A 26947-nucleotide genomic window follows, 5' to 3' on the forward strand; every position below is an offset into this window, starting at 1 on the left:
TCGCGCGTAAAAGGACGTCAATGATTGCCGCAATTCGTGCTTTCAAGTATCACTCAGCGAGCGGCGGCCATGCCCGCCTTGACCCACAAGTGGACGTTCAGGCCGCCCTGCTCGCTTCCCAACTTCGGTCGTTCGTTCATGTCGACTGATCCGCTCAGTGGCCGATGCGCCGCGATGTCGCCGACGTCGCTGCCGAAGACCGCGACACGCACCCAGACGCTTGCAGGGTTCGCCATCGCTGCGACAGGCGGACCAAGCAGGCGGCGCCCCGTGATCGCTGCGTCGGCCGCGGCCCTTGTGTGGCAAGCGCTGTTGCTGTCTCATCACGCGCACGGACGCTGCCGACTCCAGCGTGAACATAGCCGATGCCCAAGTCATTGCGATCGCCGCCAGCCGCACCAGGGCTCGCGTTCGTGCGACCCAGCCGTCCGCTGCGGCCTTTGCCGTGCCGATCTGGGCGAGGTTGCTAGTCGATCCGGTCGGCACCCCGCAGCACCAACCGGCGGCACGACGATCTCGCCGCTCGTGCCACGGACCTGCGAAGTCATACCGTCACCGACCCCTACGATGCGGATACCAGCCGCTACACCGCTTCAGGGGTCAGTGTCAGCCGCAGCAGATCGCCCTCATGCGCAACCGTCTCAGCCTTGGCAGGCGGTTCAGGTGAAGAGGCAGGTTCGGTCCTGCAGCCTTGCAGCAGAGGCGCGGACAACAGCAATGCGGGCGGCAGGGACAATCGGATCAGCCGGACCGCCTATCCCGACCTCATTGGGGCGAGCTTGGCGAAACTATACGATGCCCCAATGTGGAAGATTACTGGATCGGCTGCGCACCAAGTAGCGCTGGTCACTAGCGTTTGCGCAGCAATCCACATCTTGCCGACTAACCCTGATAGCAGGTTGGGGATGCAGCAGGATCATCACAAGCGCGGCGCACGCGAAATGACGCCATCGACGAGACGGCGATCTATGAGTCCTTTGGGAGGGGATGAATAGCAAACCGAGCGCAGACATCGCAATCATGACAATTCCAATGGTTATATATACCATTATGCCTATCGGAAGTCTTGTAGAGTTTCCTAATTGCTTTTTCGAGCTACGCCCATTAAGTAAAATGCTTAGATATTTTTTCACATTTAATTACTTTTGCTTTTGCAAGCTAATAATTTGATGCGGGCTATAGCCAAACTTAATTGAGCAATATCACGAATGTTCACTAAGGTAACATTCTTGTAATTTCTAAACAAATTTCTCGCTTTCTCATTCTCATTGGCGGCGATAATAGTCACGTCTCGCGCCAGCGCGGAAAGGATCAACGGTGACAAGAATCGAGGATCGTGCGAGACGGAAATAACGACATCGACGCCCAGAAGGTCGATCGCCAAAGCTCTGTTCGGCTCGTGGAACGTTACGACAGCATCAATCCCAAGCGCCTCCGCCCAGCGCTCAAGGCGCCACCGGTGTCGGCCATAACCCCTCAGGGTCAGGCGGTCGCCAAGCCTGCCAGCCAGAGCGAACGCCCGGATGGCAGCCGTATAGCCCTTTCGATCGTTCAGCCGGCCCACGACTAAAAAGACCATGGGAGCGTTGCGCGACAGTGGAATAGTTCCGTTCGCGCTTTCGCTCGTCGATATTGAGAGTTCGTCAGCAGAGTCTTGCTTCTGCCCCTCGTCAATTGCGACGAGAGCGTCCTGCGACACTGAGGTAGAGGGAAGCTTGCCCGGTCTTGCGCTGGCAACCGAAGCTGGGCTTGGGAACGTAAGCTGGATCACGCGCGGGTGCACTGCGTGTTTCACACCGGCTATAAGCCGAGAAAGCCAGTTCATCCGACGTGCTCGCTTATGGAATTTGCCGACTGTCCAAGCCCGGACCGACCCGGGTCGACGCGAGCGAAAATCTTTGCGGCCAAGACCGTCCAACCTAGCCCAAAAGCCCAGCCAGCGGCGACGTCGGTCGGCCAATGCACGCCAAGGACGATGCGCGACGCGCCAATTGCCAGCACTAGGATCAAAGCCCCGACGACCGGAATCCGTTTACGAGGCCGTGTCACCTGAGTCGCCGCCACAGCTAGCGCTAGAGTACCGTAGACGTACGCCGAATTCATGGCGTGTCCGCTGGGGAAGCTTGCGGACTGGACTTCGACGAGGTGATTGACCAGTGTCGGTCGAGGGCGATCAACCACGAACTTGATCGCGCTGGTCATCATACCGCCGGTGGCAGTGGCACCAGCGATGTAAACCGCTTGTGGCCATCGGTGTTTAGCCAGGAGATAGCTCAAAGCCGCAATGGTGACGATCCAAAGGGTGAGGTCGTTTCCTAAAATCGTCAGCCTGCGGGCGAGTGTGACGACGGATCCGTAGTCCCCCGTGCGCTCTCGGACCCAACGTAGAATGACTGGATCCAGCCCCGTGACACTGCCACGGAGAAGAAGCGCTAACGCCATGAGCAAGGCACATCCAACAAGCGCCGCCACTGCTGCCACGGTGATAAGCCTTAAGGGCTCGGCGTCTCGGTTCTCTCGGTGCGGCATCATCCCACGGGCCGAACGACCAGCACCCTGAACGTGCCCGGCTTGGCGACCGGGCGTCCGCCGGCCGTGACGGGGGGATCGAACGAGGCGGTGGGCAAGTAGATCGCCCCGGCGTCTGCATCGAGCGCGCCGGTGCGTGCACCGATCGCCGTCTTCACGCTGCCGACCTGTCCAACGTGCAAACCGTCCAGCGAGAGGATGTCGAGCACGCCGTCCTTGCCGCAGGGGACGAACGCAAGGCGGCGTTTGGCGTCGAGGATAACCGCGTCCGGGCCGGCCCCGATTCCGACCAGCTCGGTCAGGCTGCGTCGTTTGGCGCTGACGATGGCCGCCTTCCCGTTCGCGCAGGCGGCAATCAGGCGATCCGTTTTCGCATCATAGGCGAGCCCGGTAGGCGCTTCGCAGCCCGGCAGGGCAATCGGCCTGGCGGTCGTTCCGCTGGCGACGTCGACGACGTCCATCTCGTTGGCGTCCTCGTTGTTCACGAACAGGATGCCACCGGGCGTCAACGCGGCATATTCGAGCGCCGGCTTGACCGTCACCGTCCGCACCGTCTTCAGCGTCGTGACATCGATGATCGACACGGTTCCGGCCTGGGCGTTCATGACGAACGCCGTCCGGCCGTCATCGGACAGGATTGCCGCATCGGGCTTCTTGCCCACTGCGATGCGACCAATTTCGCGACCGTAGTCGGCTGTGAGAAAGCGGACCGACGCGTCGTCGCCGCTCGTCACCAGCAGGCGATGACCGGCCAGCGGCACCACCGCGTGGCCGTGCGCGATCGATCCGATCGATCCGATCGCAGCCTCACGGTCCGTGTCGATGACCGTGACGGATCCCGATCGTGCGACGTAGAGGCGATGAGCCGCCGGATCGACACGCGCGTAATCCCAGCCTCCTGCATCAGGGCCGGGGATCGAGGCCGTGACACGGTAGACGGGTCCAGGTTCAGCAGCCCCCACCGGAGCGAACATGGCGAGAGCGAGTGGGGCGGCGATCGTCAGAAACTTCGTCATCGAACGGTCCTTCGCTGAATAATGGTGAGCGCATCGGCGTCGCACGGCAGCGTCAGGCGCACGAGCGAAGGCATGGCGAGCAGCACGAGCGGATATTGGAGCAGCAAACCGGCGATGATCGCGATCGCCAGCGGTTGCTGGATGCCGGAGCCCTGACCGATCGCCAGCGCCAGCGGCAGCAATGTCAGGATCGCCGCCAGCGTGGTCATCGTGATCGGGCGGAGGCGATTGCGGCTCGCCTCGCGGGTCGCCGCGGCGGGCGGCATGACGCGGCACAGCTCCTCGAACTCGGAGACGTAGAAGATCGCCATTTCGGTGCCGATGCCGATGATCATCGTCATCCCCATCAGCGCGGTGATGTTGAGGTCGACGCCAGCGAGCCACAGGGCGGTGAAGACCGCGGTGGTCGACAGGAGCGAGCAGCCGATGATGATGACCGGCAGCCAGAACCGACGGTAGAGGACGAGAAGCAGCACCAGTTCGGCAATGAGGGCTGCGCCGAACACCTTGATGAGACCGGCGAACGCGATCTGCTGCTGCTGGTAGAGGCCGCCCAACTCGTAGCGAACGCCGGGTGCCAGCACGCCGGGTTGGTCGAGTGCTCTTGTGACGTCACCGACGGCAGCCCCGATCCCACGACCCTGGATACGCCCGGTCACGGCGACCATCGGCTCCAGATTTTCGCGGGCGATCTGCGGCTGTCCGACCACCGCCACGATGGCGGCGACGCGCGACAGCGGAACGACATGGCCATCGGCGGCGCGGATAGGCAGCTGCGCGAGCCCGGTCTGGCTGAGCGTCATCGCCTGGGGGAGCCGGACGCGCACGTCGATCGCCTTGTCGGGACGGGCGAGAGTGGTGGCGACCGTGCCGCTCAGGGCGGTGGACAGCTGTGCCTCGACGTCGGCGGGGGCGACGCCTTCCAAACCGGCGCGGACCGGATCGACGTGGACGTCGAGGGCGTCGCCGGCCAGCTGGACGCCGTCCTTCACTTCGACCACGCCGTCGATCTTCTCGATCAAGGCGGCGACCTTCTTCGCCTGCGCATCGAGCACGGTCGGGTCGGATGCATAGAGCTTGATCTCGATCGGCTGCGGGACGGCGGTCAGATCGCCGATCAGATCCTCGATGAGCTGAGCGACCTCGACCTGGACGCCGGGCACCTTGACCCCAATCTCGTCGGCGACGTCAGCCGCCACTTCCTCGGTAGGCCGGCTGTGCTTCGGCTTCAGCCGGACGAAATAGTCGCCGTGATAGCTCTGCCCCAGATCACCGCCGAGACCTGTGCCGAGTCGCCGCGAGAAGGTCAGCACCTCCGGATTTCTCTGGAGCAGACGGTCAATCTGGCCAACCTGACGCCCGCTCTCGTCCAGCGAAGTGCCGGGCGAGGTATAATAGTCCATGACGAAGCCGCCTTCGTCGACCTTCGGCATGAAGCCCGTCGGCACTTTGGAATAGCCGATATAGCCGATCACCAGCAGCGGCACGAGGATGACGAGCAGCAGCCAGGGTCGGGCCGACAGGCGGTCGAGGACCTTGTCGTGAATCGCGGCGAGCCGCCCCTCGCCGGCGACGCCGGGGTCTCGCCATTTGCCGAAGTTCACCAGCCAGCGCACGAGGACCGGCACGACGAAGGCGGTCATCGCCCACGAAATGGCGAGCGCGGCCGCCATGGTCACCGACAGCGCCTTGGAAAAGGCACCGGTCACCCCGGTCAAAAATGAAAGCGGCACGAAGACGATCAGCGTCGCGAGGCTCGATCCCGTCAGCGGTGCCATGAACTCTCGCGCGGCCGGGATAACTGCCGCATTGCCCGCAACTTTCCCATCCGGCTTCACCTCGCCGGCGCGACGGGCGATGTGCTCGACCATGACGATGACGTCGTCGATCAGCAGCCCGACCGCGGCCGCGATCCCCCCCAGCGTCATGATGTTGAAGCTCATGCCCAGGATGCTCAACACCAGCACCGTTGCCGCCAGCGTCGCCGGCACGACGATGATGGCCACCAGCGTCACGCGCCAGCTGCGCAGGAACAGGAGGAGCACCAGCGCGGCGAGCACGAGGCCGATCAGAACCGCATCGCGGACGCTGGCGACCGACTGGGTCACCAACTCGCTCTGGTCGTACCAGTTCACCAGCCTGACCCCGACAGGCAGCCTCACGCCCGCCAGCTTGGCCTGCACTTCCCGTGCGATCTGCACCGCATTGCCGTCGGGCTGTTCGTAGATGTTGAACAACACCGCCGGCTTTCCGTCCTCGACGATCCGCTGCCAGACGGGAACGGCACCGTCCTGCACCGTCGCGACATCCCGCACCCGAACGACCCCCGCCGGGGCCGCCTTGACGACGATGTCGCCGACTTGCGCGGCACTGGCGACGCTGCGATCGACGATGACGAGCGAGAGGCGGCCACGATCCTGAACCTGCCCCACCGCGCCCAGCACATTGCCGTTGCGGATGGCGGTCGCGAGATCGGCCATCGCGAGTCCGTAACTTGCGAGCCGTTGCGGATCGGCGAGCACCTCGACCTCGGCGGTGTCGCCACCCTGCACACCGACCTTGGCTAGGCCGGTGACGGAGGACAGCAACGGTGTGATCTGAAGCCGCGCAAAATCCTGGAGTTGCGCAGGATCGGCAGTGTCGGAAACGAGCGCATAGGAGATGATCGGGAAAACCGTCGGGTCCATCCGTCGGACATCGTACTGCGTGCCGGCAGGCAGCGACGGCAGGATACGGCCGACCGCGGTGTCGACCAGCAGCGTGCTCGCGATCATGTCGCGGCCCCAACCGAAGTCGATCGAGATCTGTGCGGTGCCGCGTGCCGTTTCGGAGCGGACGTTGTTGACCCCAGGGATGGCGCGAATTGCCTCTTCAACCGGGCGGGTGATGGTCAGCGCAGTCTGATCTGCCGGACGGCTGCCGGAGTCGAGGTCGACCACGACGCGCGGGAACGACACCTGGGGGAACAGGCCGATCGGCAGCGACAGCGCCGCCACGATCCCTGCGAGCGCGAGTGCCAGGCCGATCAGGACGAACGCGCGCGACTGGGTGCGCAGGAGGCGCTCGAGCATCAGCGTCTCCGGACGGCGTCGCCGTCCGCGACCTGATAGGCGCCGGCAACGATCAGCGGGAGGCGCAGCGCCAGCGGGCCATCGACCACATCGCCAGCGTCCGACGACAGTCTGACGGTAACCGGCACCGCCTTGGCCTTGCCGGCCTGCACCTGGAATATCCGCGGGCCACCTCCGGCGGTGACCACGGCCGCGTGCGGTACGACCCATCCGACGATCTGGCCGATACGGATGTCGACCTGCATCGGCTCGCCCGGCAGAAGCGCTCCCGCCGGGAAGGACAGGTCGACGTCGACCATCTTGGTCACGGCATTCAGCGCGCCGTCGACCCGAACGACACGGCCATCGAGCGTGCCGCCTCCCGACAGACGCTTCAGCGAGGCCCCCTGCCCGACGGCGACCGCTCCACGCTGCGACGGGTCGATCCCAACCGTAACGACGATCCCGCCCGATCGCGCGACCGTCAGGATCGTGGCGCCTGCGGCGGTGCGATCACCCTGGCCGACGGCAACTGCGGTGACGACGCCTGCAAAGGGCGCCACGATAGTGTGGACCGGAGCGCCGGCCCCCTCGGCCCGCAGCGCAGCGAGAGATGTCCGCGCGTCCGAAAGTGCCTTGTCGGCCTGCACCAGCTGATCGATCGTCGCGAGCTGCTGGGTGAGCAGCTGCGCCGTGCTGGCGCGGGCCTTCTGCGCGGCGGCCAAGGCGCTCACCGCCTGCGCATAGGCGCTGCGTGATGTCGGCGCTGTGACAAAGGTCGCCAGCGACTGACCGGCCTTCACCGTGCTCCCCGGGGCAACGAAAAGGCGAGTGACCTGACCCGGTTGCGCCTCGTTGAAGGTGCGCGTCCCGATCTCGGACGGGGCCACTGAGCCATAGGCAGCGATGACCGCGGGCAACGCCCCCTGCCGGGGTGCGACGGTGCTGACGAGGACGCTGGGCGTCGGCGTTGCGCTCGCATCCGGCGTGGTGGACGTCCCGCTGCACGCCGCGACCGGCAGCAAGAGCAAGGCGGCCGATATCCTTGACTGGGTTGGCCTCACCGATCAGTTCCAGATTGTTCGGCGGAACCGTCGATCGTCGGCAACCCGTCGCCGACCAGCGTCTGGATGGCGACCTGACGATCGAACAGTGCGAGTTCCAGGGTCATGATCTCCTCTTCCTTGGCGAAGCGGTCGGAGACGAGGTCGACATAGCCCCGCTCGTCGATGTTGGAGGCGCCGAACGCCGCCTGCGCCCGGGCCGCCGCGGTCCGGGCGGCGGGCAGATCGCGGCGGGCGATCGCCAATTGCGCCGCGAGTTGCTCGTACTCGCGCAGCAGCGCGCCGACCGTGCCGGTCGCGGTCGCGAGCCGCGCCGCGTAATCGGCATGAAGCTGCGCCCGTGTGGCGCGTGCGATCGCAACGTTGCCCTGGTTGCGATCGAAGACTGGAATGCCGACCTGCACGCTCGGCCCGCCGTTGATGACCCTGGAACTGTCGCTGGAAACGGAGCCGCCAAGGATCAGGTCGGGGAACTGTGACAGGATCGCCACGCGCAACTGTTCGTCCGCGGCGGTATAGCCGAGGCGAAGCGCGAGGAGGTCGGGCCGGCGATCAGGCAGCGTCGAAAGCGCCGCACGGATGGCGGCGGGGTCGAACGACGGCAGGTCGGGGGCAGCAACGAGCGGAACGACCGCCTCGGGTGTCAGGCCCAGCAGCGCGTTCAGCTGGTGGCGTTGCGACAGCAATGTCTGGTCGAACGTGTTGAGCGACGTGCGCGCCGCCTGAAGCGCAAGGCGGTCCGGGGCGACAGTGACGAGCGTTACCGTCCGGGTGGCGAGCGCGCGCTCGAGCTTGCCGTTCCGGTCGGCCAGCAAGTCAAAGGCTGCGACATAGGTCGGTCGACCGCGCGTGCCGATGATGATGTCGGTTGCGATCTGGCGTGCCTGCCCGGCGATTTGCCATTCCTGCCAGACGAGATCGGCCGCGATCTGCCGCGTACTGGCCGTCGCGGCGCGGCGACGAGCGCGATAGGTGACGAGGCTCTTGATGTCCTGGGCCAGCCCCAGATTCCAAGCAGGTACGGCGCCAGCTCCCGAGAGCAAGGGCAGGAACGCGCCCGATAGCGAGGGATTGGCGAGCACCGCCGCCTGCGTCGCCTGCCCCGCCGCGACGCCCCGCTTCAGCCGGGCCGCCCGCAGGTCCGGGTTGTTGGCGAGCGCCAGCGTCACGACCTGCTCGACCTTCAGCGGCGTCGACGGGGCTGGTCCGTCGAGCGCGGCAACCGTCGGGGCCAGCGGCGCCGTCGTCGCCAGCGGCAGCGTCGAATAATGCGCGCACCCGGCGAGCGTCGTCGCGAACAGGAGAGCGATCGATCGTCTCACGCGGGGTTCCTCATGATCGTTCCGCTCCGCAGGGCCGCGCCCTGCTGCCCGGCCGTCGTCCCCTATCCCGGCGAGCCACGCTCCCAAAATTGTATAACCCCAACGTCGCGCCCGCTTGTGCGAAGGGGCGTGCGCCGTGCGACAAAACAGGCCAATCATGTCGGCGATGGCCATGGCCGAGGCGGCGCTGGGAACGACGATGCATATCCTGATCGCGGAAGACGACGATCCCACCGCCCGGCTGGTGGAGCATGGCCTGCTGGAGCGCGGCCATTCGATCGTGCGTGTCGCCGATGGTCCCGAGGCACTGAGTCGCGCCTCGACGGATCCATTCGACGTGGTGATCCTGGACCGGATGCTGCCCGAAATCGACGGCATCCAGATCCTGCGCGGGCTGCGCTCGGCTGGCGTGAAAACACCCGTCCTGCTGCTCACGGCGCTGGGCAGCATCGCCGACCGCGTCACCGGCCTGGAAGCGGGTGCCGACGATTACCTCGTCAAGCCTTTCGCCTTCGCCGAACTCGCCGCGCGCCTTGACGCGCTCTACCGACGACCAGCGATGACCGAGGGGCCGACCCGGTTTGTTGTCGGTGACGTCACGCTCGACTTGCTACGACGGGAGGCGCGCCGCGGCGAGCGCGACATCCGCCTCCAGCCGCGCGAATTCGCGATCCTCGAACAGCTGATGCGCCACGCCGGACAAGTGGTGACGCGGACGATGTTTCTGGAGAGCGTCTGGAATTTTCACTTCGACCCGCAGACGAACATCGTCGAGAGCCATCTCAGCCGCATGCGAGCGAAGCTCAACGAGGGGTTCGACTACGACCCGATCGAGACGCTGCGCGGCATCGGTTATCGCATGAGAACACAATGACGGACCTCTGGCGCAGCGCGGCCTATCGCATCGCGTTCACCTACTCCGCCGCCTTCGCGCTGGCGATCGCGGTGCTGGGCGCGTCTGTCTATCTGGCCGCGGACGCGGCGTTCCGTCACCAGCTGGACACCGGCATCGCCGAGGAGATGACGGACCTTGCCCGGACCTATCGCACGGGCGGACTCGACGGCGTTCGCGCCGCGATCGACACCCGCCGATCGGGCGCCAGCAACGCCTATCATTACGCGCTGTTCGATGCGGCGGGGCGGCGCGTCGCCGGCGCGCTGGACACCGTGCGCCCCCCGCCCGGCTGGTCCGACATCCGCTTCATCGATCCCGCCGAGGGCGAGGATGCCGGCCGTGCGCTTGCCCGGCCGATCGGCGGCGCGACGCTGGTCGTCGCGATCGATCCGGAATCGCTCGAACGGCTGGATGCGGTCATTCTCCTGCTGTTCGCCGGGGCCTTCGTCATCGTCCTGCTGCTCGGCACCGTCGGCGCGTTGATCCTTGGCCGATACCTGCGGTTGAAGCTCGCGCGGATCGGCGACACCGCGCTGGCTATCGTCGCGGGCGACCTGTCACAGCGCATCCCGATCGGCCGCCGTGGCGACGAATTCGACATCGTCGCCACGTCGGTGAACGCAATGCTAGACCGGATCGCGCAATTGCTCGACAATCTGCAACAGGTGTCGAGCGACCTCGCGCACGACCTGCGCACGCCGCTGTCACGGCTGCGCGGGTCGCTGGAGGCGGCGCTGGACGGCCCGTCCGATCGCACGACGCTCAAAGCCGCATTGCGCCAGAGCGACGACATACTGGCGCTGTTCGCGGCAATCCTGCGCATATCCGAGGTCGAGGGCGGCGGGATCGGTCGCAGCATGGAGATGCTCGACGTTGTCGAACTCGCCAGCGACCTGTGCGAAACCTACGCCCCGGCGGTGGCCGATGGCGGTCGTACGCTCACTTGCAATACGATCGGAGGGGCGCTGGTGCGCGGCGACCGGGAACTGCTCGCGCAGGGGCTCATCAACCTGCTCGACAATGCGCAGGTGCACACGCCCCTTGGGACGGGCATCACCCTTACCGTGACGCGGCAGGAGGGCACCGTCCTGCTGAGCGTCGAGGACGATGGTCCCGGTGTACCTGCGACGGATCGCATACGGATCGTCCGCCGCTTCGTCCGGCTGGAGGAAAGCCGCAGCCGTCCCGGCAATGGGCTGGGGCTCAATCTCGTCGCCGCGATCGCCGCCTTGCATCGGGGGCGGCTCGTCATCGAGGACAATCGTCCCGGCCTTCGCGCGATGCTCGTCCTCCCGGCTCCCTAATGGACTCCGGCCGCGCCCAGTTCGGCGCGGGCCTTGGCGGCAGCGGAGCGACCTTGGCCGGCGCGTTCGCCAGCATGAGGGCGAGCAGGAACATCAGAACGTCACCGTGACGTCGCCGGTCACCGCGCGACCGGTCTGATAGAAATACTGGTCGAACGGCGCGGTCTTGCCGGTGCTGATGTTGGTGACCCTGCGCGAATCGAACAGGTTGTTGATCTCGGCGCCGATCCGCACCGGGCCGACATCGTAGCGCGCGGATAGGATCGCGACATTGTAGCCGCGGCTTTGATAGGTCGGATTGTCATAGGCGTTGCCGACCGCGACCAACCCCGCCGGATTGACGAAGAACTGCCGGCCCACCCATTTGTCGATCAGCGAGAAGCGGACCGGTCCGGACTTCACCAGCACACCGCCGGCCGCAGTCCATTCAGGCGCCTTGGCGACCTGCTGTCTTTTGACGCCGTCATTGTCCGTCTTCGCGTAGTTGCGCGATCCGTTCGCGAACACCGCGACGCCATGCGGCAACGCATAAGTGATCTGGCCCTCGACCCCCTTATACTCGACCGCGCCCTGGTTGAAGAACACCGTCCCCTCCCCCGGCACGGTCGATACGACAGAGGTAAATTTGTTCGTGAAGTCGATCTTATAAACGTCGGCGTCGAGGCTGAGGTTGGCGCCGTGATAGACCGCGCCCGCCTGATAGTTGGTCGAGCGTTCCGGCGCGACGGTTGATAGCCTTGGGTTGGCGACGTAGAGCACGCTCAACGGCGGCGCGAGGAAACCGCGCGCGTATTGCGCATAGACCGACACCTTCGGGGTCACCGCATAGTTGATCGTCGCGAACGGCAGGTCGGCGGTGTAGGTGTTGCTCAACCGCTGGGCGTAGCGGGTCGTCTGGTTGTAGGCGGCGTCGATTCGGCGGTTGAAGTCGACATGCTTGTAGCCGGGCGTGATCGTCAGGCCGGGCAACGGGCGCAGCTCCAGCTCGGCGAATTCCTCGGTGTGGTTGGTATTGCTGTTCTGGTCGAACTTGACGTTCTGCGGGGTCGCTGCGCCCCCCACCGGATTGGTCACCGCCTTCTCGACGTAGTTCGGCGTGCCATCAAGCAGATTGACGTCGCGCTGCTGGCGATACGTGTTGGACCATTCGATCCACGCACCGACGGTCAACGCGCCGAATCCGAAGTCGAGGCGCGTCTTGGCGATATCGCCGAACATCCGGTATTTGTTCGTCTTGGTGTAACCCGGTACGCCGTACGAGGTCACCGCTTTCGTCGTGCCGCCCGCCGGCGACACCGTAACGACGTTCGCTGCGGCGATCTGCGCCGCCGTGGCGGTCGCGAACAGCGTGACGTCGTTACCGCTCAGCGTCTCGTTGTCGTAGCTGTAGGTGTAGGCTCGATTTTCGAACGTGGATCCCGGCGCGATCTCCGCCTCGAACTTGATCAGCTCGAAATCCGTCGTCTTGTGCGTGTGGTTGTACCTGTAATAGGTCTGCGACGTCGGATCGTTGTTCAGGCTGAAATGTTTGCCGTATTGCGCGATCTGGCTCAGCGTTGCGCCATCGTTGTCGGGCTGGTTGAAATCGTTCTCGTTATACGTTGCCAATATTGTCAGCTTGGCGGCCGGCCCGATCGGGATCATCGCTTTGCCGAACACGTTGTTCGACGTGAACGGGCTATAGGTTCGGGCACCATCTGATTTCACGTGCTGTCCGCTCACCACGATCTCGGTCCCGCCGAGCGCGTCGATCGCACCCGACTGCGCCAGCCCGCGCAGCAGATAGGTATTCCAGGTGCCGTAGCTGCCCTTCCATTCCAGACCGGGCCGTTCGCGTGTCGCGCGGCTGAACAGGTTCATGTTGCCGCCGAACGTCGCCTGGCCAAGCTGGCTGGCATTGCCTGGTCCGCGATCGACGATCAGTGTTTCGATCGTGTTCGACGGGAAGAAGGTATTGGAATGGTGCGTCGGGTCGTTTGTGTCGCCGAACGGCACACCGTCATAGGTGATGTTGTATTCGCCATCCTGGAACCCGCGGATCTGCGCCTTTGATTCCGATAGGCCGGCGCCATTCGCGTTTCCGGTGATCGACACGCTGGGCGAGATCGCGGCGATCTGGTTGAAGTCTGCCGTCGCCGGCAGCGAATCCTCGATGAAACTGCGCGAGATGACGGACTGCGGCTGCGTCGTCTGCAACGAGGCGGTGACGGGCGCGATACGGTTCGCCTTGGTTGCGGTGACGACGATGTCGGCGCCCTCGGCGATGCCGGCAGGCTGCGTCTGCGGATCGGCCGGACCAGCGCGAGGCGCGTCCTTCGCGAAACCCGCGCTCGTCAGCGAAAAGGCAAGCGCCAAGGCGCTCGCGCCGATGCGCAGGGTGCGCGTCGTCGTCACATCGGTCATGTTTGATTTCCCCACCCTTGTCAGATGAGGTGGGGCTAGTTTTACTCCATGACACTTTGTTTGCCGTTCCGTGGCAGTTGATCGCATTGGGAATTTGTAATCGCCGGCGGATACGGCGCGTCACGCGATGCCGCCGCGCTCCTCCAGTTCCTCTTCGGCCGCCTCGCCGTTGCGGCGCAGTGCCTCCAACTCCTCCGCCGATTTGGTCTCTATGCCCGCGACCGCATTGCGCGCGCCCTGCATCGCATAGACAAGCTCGTCCATCTTCAGGTGCAACGCCTGCTCGCTACGCCGCTGCCCGTTCAGAACCATCTGCGTCAGCGTGATCGACGCCACCGACAGGATCAGCGTCAGCGTGTTCTCTCCCGCCTCACCGGCGCGCAGAAACCAGCCGGCGCAGAACAACGCGACGCCCATGATCGCGAGCGGCGCACCGGCCAGGTCGGCCGTCCGTCCGGCGATCCGGCTCCCGATTTCGTTCATCCGCTTTAGCATGCCGCCTCACCTTCCGTATTCGAATCCCACCTGCTCCTGGCTCGCGGGCTTCGCCAACGCGGCCTCACGTGACCGGCGCCCCAAAGCACCAGGTTGTTACACTCCCGCCCACACCCGGTCGATCGGGGGTGAAGTCGCGGCCGGCCAGCGGGACGAACATCGCCCCGCCCAGCGAACAGCAGTCGAAATGCCCGTCAGCAGCCTGGATGTAGACCTTGAGGGGCTCGGTCGCGGTCGACGGCCCGATGGACATCACAAGTCGCCCGCCGATAAGCAGCTGACGCCCAGATAGGCATAGCGCCGCGCCTGTCGGGGCAGGAAAGCTTCGCGCGGCAAACGCACCTCCGCGGCGACCGCTGCGATGAGTACCGGATCGTCGCGGAGCCCGGGCAGAGCCTGCGCCGCAGCCCGTATTGACACGATCATTCGGCCGCGCTCTGCCGCGCCGTTGGCCTTTGTACAGCCTGTGCACAGCACAGGTATCAACAGCAATAGGAAAGGCTTGTCCGCAAAGACGGGAGCTTTCACCGATCTGGCCGGCCGGCCATATGATCAGCTCCGCCGGCGGTCCCGACCCGCCGATCGGATCTAGACATCGACGTTTTCCTTCATCGGCTTGTTGGGACCGTGAATCCGGCGTTGTTGACGAGCAGGTTGACGGCTTCGTGGTGATCGGAAATGCGGCCGGCGAATGCCGCGACCGAAGCGAGGCTGGCGAGGTCAAGTTGCTCGACTGAATTACATCTGCAGGTCGGCAAGCATTAAGCCTTGCAAACAGCATACCTCTCACCTGGGTACCAAGGGAGATCGATCACTTATTCGCAGATTTGTCGTAACGCCGGAAGATTTACGATATCTATTCGTCCATGATTGACGGCGATCACGCCATTCTGTTCGAGGTTTTTAAGAATGCGGTTGACCGTCTGACGGGAAAGCGAAAGCATCGCCGCGAGCTGCTCCTGCGACAGCCTTAGCGTGGTACGGCGCGCACCCGTGCCCCCATAGCCATCGACCATCATAAACAACCGGGTCGCCACCTGTTGCGGCGCGCTGAGCAGCGATGCGGCCTCGGCCGCTCGAAAACTGAGACGGAGTTTCTCCGTTGTCAGCCACGCCAGCTCGCGCCAATGATCGGGCCGCTGGTCTAGACCGGCAAACAGCGGTCCGCGGGGAACGCAAAGCAAGATCGTTTCGCGCACCGCGATTGCGTCATGGGTGCGCGCCATGCCGTCGATCAGCGCGATCTCGCCGAACCACATGCCCGGCTGCACATGGATCAACGTCGCGGCGTGACCGGCCGCATCGACCACACCGATCTCGACCGCACCGTCGAGCACCGCGTAAAGCCCGTCGGCGGCGTCGCCGCGCCAGAAGACCGGCGCCCCCGCCGCAAACCGCATCTCCCGCCCGTCCGCGAGCAACGCCGCACGGAAGGAAGGCGACAGTCGGTTGAACCACGCCCCCTCGGCGAAGATGGCCAACATGGCGTCGCGGGTCACCGCGTGCTTCCGATGTCGCCCATGCGACAGTCGCAACCGCACGCATCAACTATCGTCATGCGACGACCAGAGGAGAAACACGATGACCGACCTCGTGAGGCATTTGTCCGTTTATGCCGGCTATCATCGCGACGAACGCAATATCGCAACGCATATGCTCGGCATACCGCTGATCGTGCTGGCGATCGCGATCCTCGCCTCTCGGCCGGCGATCGCAGTGGGCGGGGGTATGTCGCTGACACCGGCGATGCTGCTGTCGGCGATGGTCGCGGTCTTCTATCTGAGGCTCGACCTGCGCTTCGGGCTCGTCATGACCATATTGCTCGCGCTGAGCTGCTGGGTAGGTGTGGCGGTCGCCGGCCTGTCCACCGGGGCGTGGCTGGGGATCGGGATCGGCACCTTCGTGGTAGGCTGGGCGTTTCAGTTCGTCGGCCATTATTTCGAAGGCCGAAAACCGGCGTTCGTCGACGATCTGTCCGGCCTGATCATCGGGCCGTTGTTCGTGGTGGCAGAAATCGCCTTTCTCCTTGGGCTGCGGCTGGAGGTGAAGCGAAGCATGACACCGCGCTAACCCGCCTCGCGATTGGCTTCGAGGACCGCGACGACCATCGTCTTGAATTGCGCGACGATCCGTTCGGTCATCGGCGGATCGACCGCGAGGGCCAGCCGCACCGCATGGCCGGCGAGTTCGGTGATGAGCAGCGCCGCCGACAGGATCCGATCGCGATCAGACGACGATAGCAGGATCATCATCGGCGCGACCATGAAGTCGGCGGTGGCATGCGTATCGATCACGTCGAGTCGGCGCAGCTCCAGATCGGCCTGCGCCCCGGCCCACACCGCGATCGTCTCGGGATGGCTGCGATAATGGTTCACATACGCGTCGATGATCCGGTCGACGGCCTGTACGATCGTCGGCCGGCCGCCATGATCGGCGAGGAGCGTCTCCACCTCGGCGCGCAGCAGTTCGCCGACCTTTTCGAGATTGCGCAATACCAGCGCGCGCAGGATCGCGGGCTTCGACGGGAAATATTGATAGAGCGAGCCGATGGAAATCCCGGCGCGGCGCGCCACCTCGCGCATCGCGAGATCCTCGGGGTTCTCGGTGACGAGCAGCTCCTGCGCGGCGACGAGGATCGCCTCGCGGCGGCGGAGACTGCGCTCCTGCATCGGAAGTCGGCGTGGTTGGACCATGACGGGACCGCTGTGGCTTGCCACGCCGCCGAAGGCAAACGGCCGTTTGTCGCCGCGCCCTGTCACCCCCTAATGGCAAACAGCCGGTCAAAGAAGGCGTTGACGAACTTGCCCTCCGGATCGACGTAGCGGCGCACCGCCAGGAAGTCGGCGAGCCGCGGGTATAGCGCGTGCGCGCTTGCCGAATCGATTGTGTGGCGTTTCGCCCAGTGCGGCCGCCCGCCTGCGCCGCGCAGGATCGACTCGATCGCGGCAAACTCATCGCGCCACGGCATGCCGGCATATTGATGGACCGAAATCGACAGGCACGGGCCGGCGTGGAACGGGCTCAGCCAGATGTCGTCGCCCGCGACGGTGCGGACCTCGAACGGAAAGGCGAGCGGCAGCCGCGCCTTTCGGACATAGCGGAGCGCCTCGCGCAACGTCGCCAGCCCGTCGGCACGCGGCACCTCATATTCCATCTCTTCGAAACGCACGGTGCGTTCCTGCGCGAATATCCGGTAGGCGGGGCCGACGCGGCGCTTTGGACCGCCGATCGCGTGCATCATACCACGTTGCAGCATGGGGATCAGCCCCGGCCGGCGCCGCGAGATGTTGCAGGCGATTCGGAAGGCGCCCTCGTTGACGTCGTTGGCGTGACGATAGGGCCCCTCGGGCTCGACCGGATGCAGCCGCTTGAGGATGACGTGGTCCGCATACGGAAAAACCCAGAATTCCATATGGCGCGACGCCGCCGCCAGCTCGTCGAACCGGTCGAGCGCCAGGGCAAGCGGCCAGCGCTCGACCCGCTCCTCGAGGTGATAGGCCGGCAGTACCGCGATCCGCATCGCCACGGCGACGCCGAGCAGGCCGAGGCCGAGCCGTTGCGCCTGGAACAATTCGGGTTCGGTTTGCGCGTCGCAGGTGACGAGCGTGCCGTCGGCGCGCATCAGCCGGACGCCGGTGACCTGCGTGGCGATGCTGCCGAGCGTCTCGCCGGTGCCGTGGGTGCCGGTGGCGGCGGCGCCGCCGAGCGCCTGCGGATTGACGTCGCCCTGATTGTACAGCGACAGCCCCTGCGCCCACAAAGCGTCGGTCAGCCGTGCGAGGCTCCAGCCGGCCGGCGCCCAGACCGAGCGGCGGTCGGCGGCGACCTCGATATCGCCTTCGAGATCGGCGAGCGACAGCAAGGTCCCCTCGGTCTGGCATAGCGGCATGAACGAATGTCCCGCGCCAACCGGACGCAGCCGTCGCGCGCCGGCGACGATCGTCGCCAGTTCATCGAGACCGCGCGGGCGCGCGACCGCGGCGGGGTGCGCGACGACGCTGCCCGACCAGTTGCTCCATTCGGTCATGATCGATCTTTCGGTTGGGCGGCGAAGGCGATCCCGCCCAGTCGCCGGAGAAGGGGAAGCAGCAGCACGATACCACCGGCGACGGTCAGCATCCCGGTGCCGAGGCGCAGGCAGCCGCGCACGTCGACATCGCCGACGGTCAACGAGGCGAGCGTCGGCCCGGTCGCGCAGCCGAGCAGCAGCGCCGCCGACCCGAGCAAGGCGGCGCGATGGCTGGGATCGACGTCGATCAGCAGCCGCGTGAAATACGGGCTGGCGAAGGCCCAGAGCAGCCCGAAGAGGATCGCGGTGGCGAGGAAGAGCGTGGCGCCGGGCAACGTCGCGAACATCGCCGCGGCGACGATCAGCACCAGCGTCGAGCCGAGCAGGACGACGCGGCATGGCCAATGCGGCACGCTCGCGGCACCCAGCGCGCCGCCGACCACCTGCCCCGCCAGTGCGAGCACCACCGCCAGCCCGGCGGTAGCGGGCGACAGCCCGGCCTGATGCGCGAGCGGTTCGAGATAGATCCAGATGGCGAGAATGCCGGCAAAGAAGCAGAAGGCGGCGACCAGCGCCAGCCAGCCATAGACGTCGGGCAATGCGGTTCCCCGTCCGGCGGCGAACGGCGACAGCCGGGCGGGCGTCCACAGCGCGACGAGCGCGACCGGCGCGCCGAGCGCCGCGAGCGCGAGAAATCCCGCCGCCGCGCCAAGCCTTTGCGCGACCAGCCCGCCGATCAGCGCGGCGCAGGCGAGCTGCGCCACCGTCTGGATGGTGAGATAGAAGCCCGCCTGCCGCGCCGGCTGTGCCGACCGGATGATCATCGCGGTGACGAGGCCGATCAGCACGCCGCTCGGCAAGCCGGCGAGTGCGCGCATCAGGATGACGCCGATGCCGGTGGCGCGGCCGGTCACGGCGTCGAGCATCATGATCGCCACCACGCTGCTCGGCGCCATCAGCCGCGGCGACACGTGTTCGACCAGCAGACCGGCGGCGCCCGCGGCAAGTCCCATCGTCACCAGTTCGGCGGTCGCGGCCAGCCCGAGCTGCGCCACGGTGAGATGGCCCTCGGTGACGAGCGTACCGAGCAGCAGCGGCGCGAGCCCCGCCATCAGGATGCCATAGACCCCGGCGACGAAGGCGGCGACATAGGCCGCGCGGGTCGTGGGGGCCGCCATCAGTAGTGCGCCCGCAGCGACAAGCCCCAGGTCCGCGGCCGCCCGACGACGATCGCGTCGAAACCGAGCGCGGGCAGCGGCGTGATGTCGGAGATGACCGGCACGTCGAATAGGTTGCGGACCCACAATGCCGCCTCGTAAAGATCCCCGGCGAACTGCCAGCCGATCCGCCCGTCGACGAAGGCGCGCGCGCGGTCGCCAAGCCGGGCGGCGTTCGACGTGTCGAAGAACACGCGGCTGCGATAGGACAGGTCGGCGCGCGCAACGAGCGCACCGCTGCCGATCGGCTTACGATAGTCGGCGCTCGCCTGTGCGCTGACCCTGGGCGCCGATGGCAGGCGATTGCCCGAATAGTCGGCGCCCTGCGAGATGAAGTTGCGATAGGTGGCGTCGAGCAGCGAGGTCGAGGCGGCGAGGTTGAGCCCGTCGATCGGTCGCGCGGTCAGTTCGATCTCGGCACCGTAGATCCGCGCCGCCGAGGCGTTGGTGAAGAGCTGTGTCGTGATGAGCCCCTGCACCACCGAGGTATAGACCTGCAGATCGCGGTAATCGTAATAGAAGGCCGAGAGGTTGAGGCCGAGCCGGCGGTCGAGCCATTGCGTCTTGGCACCCACCTCATAAGCATCCACCGTCTCGTCCTTATAGGGGCCGATCAGCGACGGATCCTGCGCGAAGCCGCTGAAAAAGCCGCCGCTCTTGGTGCCGCGATTGTAGCTCGCGTAGACGTTGGCAGCATCCGAAAACCGGTATTGCAGGCCCGCGCGGCCCGACCACGCGCCGAAGGTCTTGGCATCGGCGAAGGTGAACAGGGTGATGCTGCCGCCGGCGGCGCTGGCGCGATAGGTGAAGTCCTTGCGATCGGCGGAATACCGCAGGCCGCCGGTCAGCGTCAGCCGCGGCGTCAGGTCGTAATCGAGCTGGCCGAAGGCGGCATAGCTGTCGGTCGCCTGTCGCGATGGCCAGGCGAAGTCACCGATTCCCGCGGTGAGATCGACTCCGCTCGGATTGTCGGCGGTCGGCGAACGCAGGCCGGGCAATACGTCGAGCGATGAGGCGTTGCGGATCAGATCGTGCGCATAATAGAGACCGGCGACGTAGCGCAGGCGGCCGTGGCCGTTCGACTGGAGGCGCAATTCCTGACTGACCGTGTCCTGCCGGGTGATGTAGGCGGCGGCGACGACCGGCACCGGGCTGGCGTCGGTATCCTCCTGATCGTTGCGGGTGGCATGCTGGAATCCGGTCACTGCGATCAGGCTGACCGTGCCGAGATCGACCGACAGCGTGTTGCCGACGCCATAGAGGCTGACCCGGTCGCGTCCCTCGAACCGATAGGCGCCCTCGTAGAGGTTGCGGCTGGTATTGGCGTAGCCGAGGATGTTGGTGCATTGCCCCGAGGTATAGAAAGCCGGCGCGCACAGGCTGTCCGCTCCTGTCGCCGCCGCGGTCTGCGGGATCAGCGAGCGGGAATAGGCCTGAAGCGAGCCGCCGGTCGAGCGGCTGGCGTTGACGGTGAGATCGTCGGTGATCGTGCTCGACGGCGTGACGTGCGCGCTGCTGCGCACGGCCCAGCGATCGACGTTGTTGCCGCGATCGCCGGTGAGCGTGTTGCGCATATAGCCGTCGTCGCGCTGGTAGAGGCCGGCGACACGCACCGCGAGCAGGTCGGGTACGACCGGCGCGCTCATCCCGCCCTGCAACGTCACCGCATCGAAGCGGCCGTAATCGAGCGACAGGTCGCCCTCGGGCGTATCGCCCGGCTTGCGCGTGGTGACGTTGATCGCGCCGCCGGTGGTGTTGCGGCCGTACAGCGTCCCCTGCGGTCCGCGCAGCACCTCGACCTGCCCGAGATCGAAGAAGGCGTCGCGCTGCGCCAGCGTCGAGGCGACGTAGACGCCGTTCACGTAGATGCCCACCGCGCTGGCGGTCGCCGGGTTGAAGTCGTTGAGGCCGACGCCGCGGATGAAGATGCGTGGGTTGGCGCCATTGTCCGCCGAGCGGATCTGGAGGCCGGGGACGCGGCCAGACAGATCGAGCACGTCGGCGATGCGGCGTTCGCGCAGGTCGTCGCCGGTGATCGCGGTGACGGCGATCGGCACGTCCTGCAACCGTTCGGAGCGGCGCTGCGCGGTGACGACGATCTCGCCGTCGGCCGGTGCCGCGGGCTGATCGGCGGTCTGCGCCCGCGCCCCGGTCGATCCGGCCAGCGCGATGGCGAGCATTCCATATCGGTTTCCGTGCCGTGTCATCGTCATCCCCTTTGCCGTTGGCGCAAATCCTGTCTTTGCAGGTCAGAAGAAGCAGCGGCCGTCGCCGCGATAGGTCGCGACGCGGTCGACGATCGCGCCGCCACGCAGGAGCAGCAGCGTCTCGAAGCGCTCGCAGAGCTCGCCTGCCTTGGCATGGCGGAAGAAAACGGGGGCGCCGATCGGCAGTGCGCCGGCGGCGGCGATCCGCACCGGCGTCTGCACCTCGCCGCCGCCCTCGTTGGCGAGCAGCGTCGCGCCTTCCGGTAGCCACGGCTTGGGCAGCCGGTCGGGCCCGATCGGGCCGGAGGCCGGATAGCCGCCACCCGCGCAGGTCACCATCCCGGCCGTCGGACGGCGCGTGACGGGCAGCGCGAAGCCCGCGGCGGGCTCGCCGAGGTGGACCGCGTAATGATCGAACAGCCCCGGCAGGTAGAAGCCCGATCCCGCCGCGAGTTCGGTGACGCTGGAGTCGCGCGCGGTGCTCTCGAAGCTGCCGGTGCCGCCGCCGTTGACGAAGCGCAGCCGGTGTCCGGCTGCTACCAGCGCGGCGACGATCGCGCCGCGCCGCCGCCGGACGTCGCGGATCGAACGGGCCTTGAGCGTGCGGATGATACGGTTGCGCACCGCCTGGCCGGGCACCGCGTCGTTGAGACCGGCGATCTGGCCCTCATAGCCCATCACCCCGTCAAGCCGCAGATAGGGCCGCCGCGCGATTTCCGCGGCGAGCGCCAGCGCCGCCGCCGGGGTCGCCACCGGCGAGCGATAAACGCCGAAATGCACGCCGGGGAATGCGGTCGACGCATCCATGTCGATCGCCACCGGCAGCGAGGTCGCGGCCGCGGCCGCGCAGGCATCGATGATGTCGAGCTGGTCGACATGATCGACCATCAGCGTGATCGACGCGCCACCGCGTACCGCCGCCGCGACCAGCGCGATCTCGCTCGGCTCGACGGTTGGGTAGGCGACAACGAGATCGTCGAACCCCAGCCCCGCCAGCCACGCCGCTTCGGCGGGCGAGAAGCAGAGCAGGCCCTGCAGATAGGGAAAGCTGGCGATCAGATATCGCAGGATCGCCACCGAGCGGATCGATTTGGTGACGAGCCGGACCGGCAGTCCCGCCGCACGCGCGCCGAGCCGCTCGCCGTTGCGGTCGAGCGCGTCGAGATCGACGAAGGCGGCGGGCAGCCGCTCGCCCGCGAGCGCATCGGCATAAAGGCGGTAGGCATTGGCTGCGGACGCACCGGTCCGTGCCGACGCGACGCTCGCGCGATCGACCATGTCGCTCCTCTCCATCGTATCGACCTCTTCACCGAGTCGATACGATCACCCTATCATTCTTTATGAACTATGCTACATTTATATGTGAGCATCGATCTTGTTATAGCCTGTCTGGCTGCCATAGGGTCGCAAGGTGTCGCCCGGCGACGCATGATGGAGAGGATGGACATGACCCCCGACTTGCAGGCGTTGCACGCCGCCTTCGACCGCCAGTATCGCGCGTCGCGCGAGGAACCCGCCGCCGACCTTGCGACGCGGCGGGCGCTGCTGGATTCGCTGCACGGCCTGCTGGTCGACGAGCGTCCGGCGCTCGCGCAGGCGATCTCGGACGATTTCGGCGGCCGTTCGCGGAGCGAGACCGACATATTGGAGATCGTCCCGCTCATTACCGCGATCCGCCACGCCCGCGGCCATCTGAAACACTGGATGCGCGACGAACCGCGGCGCGTCGATTTGAGCCTGAAGCCGGGCAGTGCCTGGGTGCGGTACGAACCGCTCGGGGTGATCGGCGTGATCGCGCCGTGGAACTATCCCCTGTTCCTGACGCTCGGGCCGGCGCTCGATGCACTCGCCGCGGGCAATCGCGTGCTGATCAAGCCATCCGAATCCTCACCCGCCTTCGCGGCGCTGCTAGCCCGGCTGGTGGCGGAGCGGTTCGACGCCGACCGGCTGACCATCGTGACCGGCGGGGTCGAGATGGCGCAAGCCTTGTCGGGCTTGCCGCTCGATCACCTCGTCTTCACCGGATCGACCAATGTCGGGCGCCATATCCTGCGCGCTGCCGCCGAGCATCTGACACCGGTGACGCTCGAACTCGGCGGCAAATCGCCGGCAATCGTCGCCCCCGATTACGCGATCGAGCGCGCCGCCCGATCGATCGCCTTCGGCCGCTATCTCAACGCCGGCCAGACCTGCGTCGCACCCGATTATGCGTTGGTACCGGCCGCTTCGGCGCGGCACTTCGCCGAGGGCGTGCTGGCGGCGGCAGTACGCCGCTATCCGTCGATCGCCGACAACACCGATTACAGCAACGTCATCGATGCGCGCCACCACCGGCGACTGACCGATGCGATTGAGGAAGCCCGTCGCTGTGGTGCCGAGATACTGACCCACCCTGCCCCGGCATCCACCAGCCATCGCATCGCGCCCACGGTGGTGCTCGGCGCACCCGACGATTGCACATTGATGCGCGAGGAAATCTTCGGCCCCGTGCTGCCGGTGAAGCCCTATGCCACGCTCGACGCGGCGCTGGCCTTCGTCCGTGCGCGCCCGCGCCCGCTCGCGCTCTATTGCTTTGCCGATGGCTCGGCGACGCAGCGTGCGATCCTCGACGGCGCGACTTCGGGAGGGGTCACGATCAACGGGACGCTGCTCCATGTCGGCCAGCACACCCTGCCCTTCGGCGGGATCGGCGCGAGCGGCATGGGCGCGTATCACGGCCGCGACGGCTTCCGCCGGTTCAGCCATGCGCGCGGCGTCCACAAGGCTGGCCCGATCAACATGTTCGAACGGCTCGGGCCGCCCTGGGGTGCCACCGCGCGACTGACGATGCGCCTGCTCGCCGGGCTGAAACCGATCGGCGACGCGCGATGATCTTCACGGACAAGGTCGTGCTCATCGTCGGCGCGTCGAGCGGGATGGGTCGCGGCGTCGCGCTGCATCTGGCCACCGAAGGCGCAACGATCGTCGCGACCGCGCGCCGCGAGGCGAAATTGCAGAGCCTCGCCGCCGAGATCCTCTTGCAAGGCGCGCGATGCGCGATCCATCCCGCCGACGCCCGCGACGCGGCGGCGGCCGCGGTGGTCGTCGCCGCGACCATCGCGCAATTCGGGCGAATCGACCTGCTGTTGATGAACGTCGGCGGCGCGCCCGATCTCGACCTGCGCACGATCGGCGCGGGCGAGGTCATCGATTATATGCGGAGCAATTACGATGTCTGCGTCCATTACCTGTTTCCCGTGCTGCGCCAGATGATGCGACAGCGCGACGGGTTGATCGCGCATACCAATTCCCTCGCGGGGTTGATGGGCGTGCCGCTGCAAGGCCCCTATTCGGCCGCCAAGGGCGCGATGCGGTTGCTGATGGACACGTGCCGCATCGAATTCGCCGATCACGGGATCCGCTTCGTCAGCATCTATCCCGGCTTCGTCGCGACCGAACGGACGCAGGCGCACGACATGCCGTCCCCTTTCGAGATTTCGGAGCGGCAAGGCGTCGCCCATATCGTTCGCGCGCTACGCCGCGAACGCCGCGATTATCGTTTTCCCGCGGTGACCAGCTGGCTCGTGAGGCTGGCGACCATCCTGCCCCGGCCGGTCGTGACGATGCTGCTGCGCCGGCGGCTGCGCGCGGCGCGGCGATGACCACGGGCCAATCGACCCGCTGAATATGGCGACGGGTGAGACCCGACATACCTTCCGCACCATGGTTTCCGCCCCGCATGACTTGCACCATGCACCGCCAGTGATTGCGGATCTCGACCTTCTGTTGCGCGGCGGCGCGACCGGGTTGCTGATGCTGGCGGCGGTGATGTCCGCGCGCGCGTGGTTCGACGATGCGTTTCGTCCGACGCCCGTCGACGTCAACCTCGCGGCGGCGCTCCTGTGCTGCACGCTGTACGCCAGCCTGCAAGCGCACGGGGTGGGCAGCGCCGGTCGAGGGGCTGGACGTCGCGGTCTATCTGAGCGGGATGGCCTTCGCGATCCACGCGCAATTGCCGTGGCATGGCGCAACCTGTCGGGCGATCTGGCCGAGGCACGGCGAAGGACGCGGACGATCTTCATCGTATCGATCGGACTCATCATCCTGTGGCTGCTGGGCAGCGAGATCGTCGGCCGCGCGACGGTTGAATTCGCGCTGTCGCGCATCGCCTCCGCAGCCGGCCTGTCCATGGGCTCGTCGACGATCGCCGCTCTACAGTTCGGGTTGCGGCACCCCGAAGTGAAGGCGATTCTCGCTGCCTGGTATCCGGGACAGGAAGGCGCGCAGGCCATTGCCGACGTGCTGACCGGCAAGATCAATCCCTCGGGCCGCCTGCCGATCACCTTCCCGATGGGCGTCGAACAATTGCCGCGAACGACGATCCCGAGCTTCGGCACCCCCGAAAACACGCCCGTTACGGTGGCGATGAACGAGGGTGCGGACGTCGGCTATCGCTGGTTCGCCCGCAAGGGTCTGACGCCGATGTACGCCTTCGGCCATGGCTTGACCTACACCGACTTCGCTTATTCGGGGCTAAGGGTCCAGGGCGGCAGGACCGTCACCGCCACCGTGACGGTACGCAACACCGGCAAGCTCGCCGGCGCCGACGTGCCGCAACTGTATCTCCGGTCGATCGATGGCGTCGCCGAGCCGCGCTTGCTCGCCTTCGGCCGCGTCGAGCTGGCGCCCGGCGAACAGCGTACGGTGACGCTCGTCGCCGATCCGCGGCTGCTCGCCCGTTACGATACGGCGGCGGGCGCCTGGCACATCAAGCGCGGCCGATACGCATTGGTAGTCGCCAAATCGGCATCGGACCCGGTCCTTACCGGTGTAGTAAGACTGCGCGCGCGGAATTTGCCGCGCTGATAGAGGGTGCTTTGGAACAGGACGGGTGGCCTGCGTTTGGACCCAGCGGCGTTTGCGCTGGGTTCGGCCCGCCAGGAGACGAAGGTCCAGCGCAATTGTCATGAACCAGACACGAAAAAGCCCGCCAAGTCGTGAGACTTGCGGGCTGTTTACGTTGGTTGCGGGGACCCGCAACCACCGGGGCAGACAATCGATCACCGCGGCCATCTGACCCCAAGTTGTTATCAATTCACCGAGGTTTTGGATAAATCGCCGGCCACATCCATGGTCCAGGTTATGTAGTGTACCCACGAGAAACGATCGAGAGGGACGAGAGCGGCTTGATCGTATTGATCTCCTAGCCGTTACCTGACGATGAGATGTTCGGGCTATTCCAAGCACTGCTGGTCCGTCTCCGCGCAAAGGTCGGCATCGTGATGGGCGACCGTCCACCCTTCACGCCAGGATCCAATGCCTGAGCAATTTCGTCGAAGCCGCATAGGTAGTGACCTGCTGAGCTGGCCCCCGTTTTGACCGGACGGATTTAAGCCTAAGAAGGAGGCTTGGGGCTATCCCCTGAGCATAGGCTTATGTCCGTGTCCGAGATCATCA

Annotated in this window: 22 protein-coding genes; 7 read left to right on the forward strand and 15 right to left on the reverse strand. The window is 66.1% G+C overall.

Going from position 1 to position 26947, the window contains the following annotated elements:
• Positions 1–53 precede the first annotated feature (53 nt).
• From ACLBWH_RS18105 to ACLBWH_RS18135, 7 genes are all read right to left on the reverse strand, one after another.
• Complete coding sequence (locus tag ACLBWH_RS18105; RefSeq protein ID WP_447800262.1) at positions 54–236, reverse strand: hypothetical protein; 183 nt, start codon at positions 234–236, stop codon at positions 54–56.
• 899 nt (positions 237–1135) lie between these two features.
• Entirely contained in the window at positions 1136–1825 is a 690-nt protein-coding gene (locus tag ACLBWH_RS18110) for a glycosyltransferase (RefSeq protein ID WP_447800263.1), read from the reverse strand.
• A complete protein-coding gene (locus ACLBWH_RS18115) occupies positions 1822–2481 on the reverse strand; it encodes a phosphatase PAP2 family protein (protein WP_447800265.1) in 660 nt (219 codons plus the stop codon). Before ACLBWH_RS18115 ends, ACLBWH_RS18110 begins: the two co-directional genes overlap by 4 nt.
• Before the next feature lie 47 nt (positions 2482–2528).
• Positions 2529–3545, reverse strand: a complete 1017-nt coding sequence (locus tag ACLBWH_RS18120) for a YncE family protein (RefSeq protein ID WP_322849721.1) — start codon at positions 3543–3545, stop codon at positions 2529–2531.
• Positions 3542–6616: an efflux RND transporter permease subunit gene (locus ACLBWH_RS18125; protein ID WP_447800267.1), complete on the reverse strand. Its 3075-nt coding sequence runs from the start codon at positions 6614–6616 to the stop codon at positions 3542–3544. The genes ACLBWH_RS18120 and ACLBWH_RS18125 overlap by 4 nt, the downstream gene beginning before the upstream one ends.
• On the reverse strand, positions 6616–7626 hold the full coding sequence (locus tag ACLBWH_RS18130; protein WP_447800269.1) for an efflux RND transporter periplasmic adaptor subunit: 1011 nt from the start codon (positions 7624–7626) through the stop codon (positions 6616–6618). Before ACLBWH_RS18130 ends, ACLBWH_RS18125 begins: the two co-directional genes overlap by 1 nt.
• A gap of 29 nt (positions 7627–7655) precedes the next feature.
• Entirely contained in the window at positions 7656–9155 is a 1500-nt protein-coding gene (locus tag ACLBWH_RS18135) for a TolC family protein (protein ID WP_447800271.1), read from the reverse strand.
• Positions 9156–9180: 25 nt separating this feature from the next.
• Here ACLBWH_RS18135 and ACLBWH_RS18140 point away from each other — a divergent pair, with 25 nt between their 5' ends.
• On the forward strand, positions 9181–9855 hold the full coding sequence (locus ACLBWH_RS18140; RefSeq protein ID WP_322849787.1) for a response regulator transcription factor: 675 nt from the start codon (positions 9181–9183) through the stop codon (positions 9853–9855).
• Positions 9852–11180: an ATP-binding protein gene (locus ACLBWH_RS18145; protein ID WP_447800273.1), complete on the forward strand. Its 1329-nt coding sequence runs from the start codon at positions 9852–9854 to the stop codon at positions 11178–11180. The genes ACLBWH_RS18140 and ACLBWH_RS18145 overlap by 4 nt, the downstream gene beginning before the upstream one ends.
• 93 nt (positions 11181–11273) lie before the next feature.
• Here the strand turns inward: ACLBWH_RS18145 and ACLBWH_RS18150 are convergent, their stop codons facing one another.
• On the reverse strand, positions 11274–13583 hold the full coding sequence (locus tag ACLBWH_RS18150) for a TonB-dependent receptor (protein ID WP_447800274.1): 2310 nt from the start codon (positions 13581–13583) through the stop codon (positions 11274–11276).
• Positions 13584–13703: 120 nt separating this feature from the next.
• Complete coding sequence (locus ACLBWH_RS18155; protein WP_447800275.1) at positions 13704–14066, reverse strand: low affinity iron permease family protein; 363 nt, start codon at positions 14064–14066, stop codon at positions 13704–13706.
• Positions 14067–14626: 560 nt separating this feature from the next.
• Here ACLBWH_RS18155 and ACLBWH_RS18160 point away from each other — a divergent pair.
• Positions 14627–14815 (forward strand): hypothetical protein, encoded by a 189-nt coding sequence (locus ACLBWH_RS18160; RefSeq protein ID WP_447800276.1) that lies wholly within the window; start codon positions 14627–14629, stop codon positions 14813–14815.
• A gap of 78 nt (positions 14816–14893) precedes the next feature.
• Here ACLBWH_RS18160 and ACLBWH_RS18165 read toward each other — a convergent pair whose 3' ends face one another.
• Positions 14894–15577 carry a Crp/Fnr family transcriptional regulator gene (locus ACLBWH_RS18165; RefSeq protein ID WP_447800278.1) on the reverse strand — a complete coding sequence of 228 codons (684 nt, stop codon included), beginning with the start codon at positions 15575–15577 and terminating at the stop codon, positions 14894–14896.
• A gap of 82 nt (positions 15578–15659) precedes the next feature.
• Here ACLBWH_RS18165 and ACLBWH_RS18170 point away from each other — a divergent pair, with 82 nt between their 5' ends.
• Positions 15660–16148, forward strand: a complete 489-nt coding sequence (locus ACLBWH_RS18170; RefSeq protein WP_447800279.1) for an Mpo1 family 2-hydroxy fatty acid dioxygenase — start codon at positions 15660–15662, stop codon at positions 16146–16148.
• On the opposite strand, the gene ACLBWH_RS18175 is transcribed toward ACLBWH_RS18170, so the two are convergent.
• From ACLBWH_RS18175 to ACLBWH_RS18195, 5 genes are all read right to left on the reverse strand, one after another.
• Positions 16145–16747, reverse strand: a complete 603-nt coding sequence (locus tag ACLBWH_RS18175; protein ID WP_322849729.1) for a TetR/AcrR family transcriptional regulator — start codon at positions 16745–16747, stop codon at positions 16145–16147. The genes ACLBWH_RS18170 and ACLBWH_RS18175 overlap by 4 nt on opposite strands.
• 86 nt (positions 16748–16833) lie before the next feature.
• Complete coding sequence (locus ACLBWH_RS18180; RefSeq protein ID WP_447800280.1) at positions 16834–18105, reverse strand: D-arabinono-1,4-lactone oxidase; 1272 nt, start codon at positions 18103–18105, stop codon at positions 16834–16836.
• Entirely contained in the window at positions 18102–19265 is a 1164-nt protein-coding gene (locus ACLBWH_RS18185) for an MFS transporter (protein ID WP_447800282.1), read from the reverse strand. The genes ACLBWH_RS18180 and ACLBWH_RS18185 overlap by 4 nt, the downstream gene beginning before the upstream one ends.
• A complete protein-coding gene (locus tag ACLBWH_RS18190) occupies positions 19265–21511 on the reverse strand; it encodes a TonB-dependent receptor (RefSeq protein ID WP_447800284.1) in 2247 nt (748 codons plus the stop codon). Before ACLBWH_RS18190 ends, ACLBWH_RS18185 begins: the two co-directional genes overlap by 1 nt.
• A gap of 42 nt (positions 21512–21553) precedes the next feature.
• Complete coding sequence (locus tag ACLBWH_RS18195) at positions 21554–22789, reverse strand: alanine racemase (RefSeq protein ID WP_447800286.1); 1236 nt, start codon at positions 22787–22789, stop codon at positions 21554–21556.
• Positions 22790–22957: 168 nt separating this feature from the next.
• On the opposite strand from ACLBWH_RS18195, the gene ACLBWH_RS18200 reads away from it, so the two are divergent.
• The 3 genes from ACLBWH_RS18200 to ACLBWH_RS18210 all read left to right on the forward strand — a co-directional run bounded on the left by ACLBWH_RS18200 (position 22958) and on the right by ACLBWH_RS18210 (position 26356).
• Entirely contained in the window at positions 22958–24382 is a 1425-nt protein-coding gene (locus tag ACLBWH_RS18200) for a coniferyl aldehyde dehydrogenase (RefSeq protein WP_322849734.1), read from the forward strand.
• Positions 24379–25152, forward strand: coding sequence for an SDR family NAD(P)-dependent oxidoreductase (locus tag ACLBWH_RS18205; RefSeq protein WP_322849735.1), 774 nt, complete (start codon positions 24379–24381; stop codon positions 25150–25152). The genes ACLBWH_RS18200 and ACLBWH_RS18205 overlap by 4 nt, the downstream gene beginning before the upstream one ends.
• Before the next feature lie 100 nt (positions 25153–25252).
• A complete protein-coding gene (locus ACLBWH_RS18210) occupies positions 25253–26356 on the forward strand; it encodes a glycoside hydrolase family 3 C-terminal domain-containing protein (protein WP_447800288.1) in 1104 nt (367 codons plus the stop codon).
• Positions 26357–26947: the final 591 nt, after the last annotated feature.

Source organism: Sphingomonas sp. M6A6_1c, from assembly GCF_053345135.1.

Bases quoted from the DNA above. Each gene is read 5' to 3' on its own strand.
- ACLBWH_RS18190 (WP_447800284.1), bottom strand. From the start codon at position 21,511: ATGACACGGCACGGAAACCGATATGGAATGCTCGCCATCGCGCTGGCC.
- ACLBWH_RS18185 (WP_447800282.1), bottom strand. From the start codon at position 19,265: ATGGCGGCCCCCACGACCCGCGCGGCCTATGTCGCCGCCTTCGTCGCC.
- ACLBWH_RS18180 (WP_447800280.1), bottom strand. From the start codon at position 18,105: ATGACCGAATGGAGCAACTGGTCGGGCAGCGTCGTCGCGCACCCCGCC.
- ACLBWH_RS18105 (WP_447800262.1), bottom strand. From the start codon at position 236: ATGGCGAACCCTGCAAGCGTCTGGGTGCGTGTCGCGGTCTTCGGCAGC.
- ACLBWH_RS18175 (WP_322849729.1), bottom strand. From the start codon at position 16,747: ATGCAGGAGCGCAGTCTCCGCCGCCGCGAGGCGATCCTCGTCGCCGCG.
- ACLBWH_RS18135 (WP_447800271.1), bottom strand. From the start codon at position 9,155: ATGGCCATCGCCGACATGATTGGCCTGTTTTGTCGCACGGCGCACGCC.
- ACLBWH_RS18155 (WP_447800275.1), bottom strand. From the start codon at position 14,066: ATGAACGAAATCGGGAGCCGGATCGCCGGACGGACGGCCGACCTGGCC.
- ACLBWH_RS18110 (WP_447800263.1), bottom strand. From the start codon at position 1,825: ATGAACTGGCTTTCTCGGCTTATAGCCGGTGTGAAACACGCAGTGCAC.
- ACLBWH_RS18170 (WP_447800279.1), top strand. From the start codon at position 15,660: ATGACCGACCTCGTGAGGCATTTGTCCGTTTATGCCGGCTATCATCGC.
- ACLBWH_RS18125 (WP_447800267.1), bottom strand. From the start codon at position 6,616: ATGCTCGAGCGCCTCCTGCGCACCCAGTCGCGCGCGTTCGTCCTGATC.
- ACLBWH_RS18140 (WP_322849787.1), top strand. From the start codon at position 9,181: ATGCATATCCTGATCGCGGAAGACGACGATCCCACCGCCCGGCTGGTG.
- ACLBWH_RS18160 (WP_447800276.1), top strand. From the start codon at position 14,627: ATGATCAGCTCCGCCGGCGGTCCCGACCCGCCGATCGGATCTAGACAT.
- ACLBWH_RS18195 (WP_447800286.1), bottom strand. From the start codon at position 22,789: ATGGTCGATCGCGCGAGCGTCGCGTCGGCACGGACCGGTGCGTCCGCA.
- ACLBWH_RS18205 (WP_322849735.1), top strand. From the start codon at position 24,379: ATGATCTTCACGGACAAGGTCGTGCTCATCGTCGGCGCGTCGAGCGGG.
- ACLBWH_RS18200 (WP_322849734.1), top strand. From the start codon at position 22,958: ATGACCCCCGACTTGCAGGCGTTGCACGCCGCCTTCGACCGCCAGTAT.
- ACLBWH_RS18120 (WP_322849721.1), bottom strand. From the start codon at position 3,545: ATGACGAAGTTTCTGACGATCGCCGCCCCACTCGCTCTCGCCATGTTC.
- ACLBWH_RS18150 (WP_447800274.1), bottom strand. From the start codon at position 13,583: ATGACCGATGTGACGACGACGCGCACCCTGCGCATCGGCGCGAGCGCC.
- ACLBWH_RS18145 (WP_447800273.1), top strand. From the start codon at position 9,852: ATGACGGACCTCTGGCGCAGCGCGGCCTATCGCATCGCGTTCACCTAC.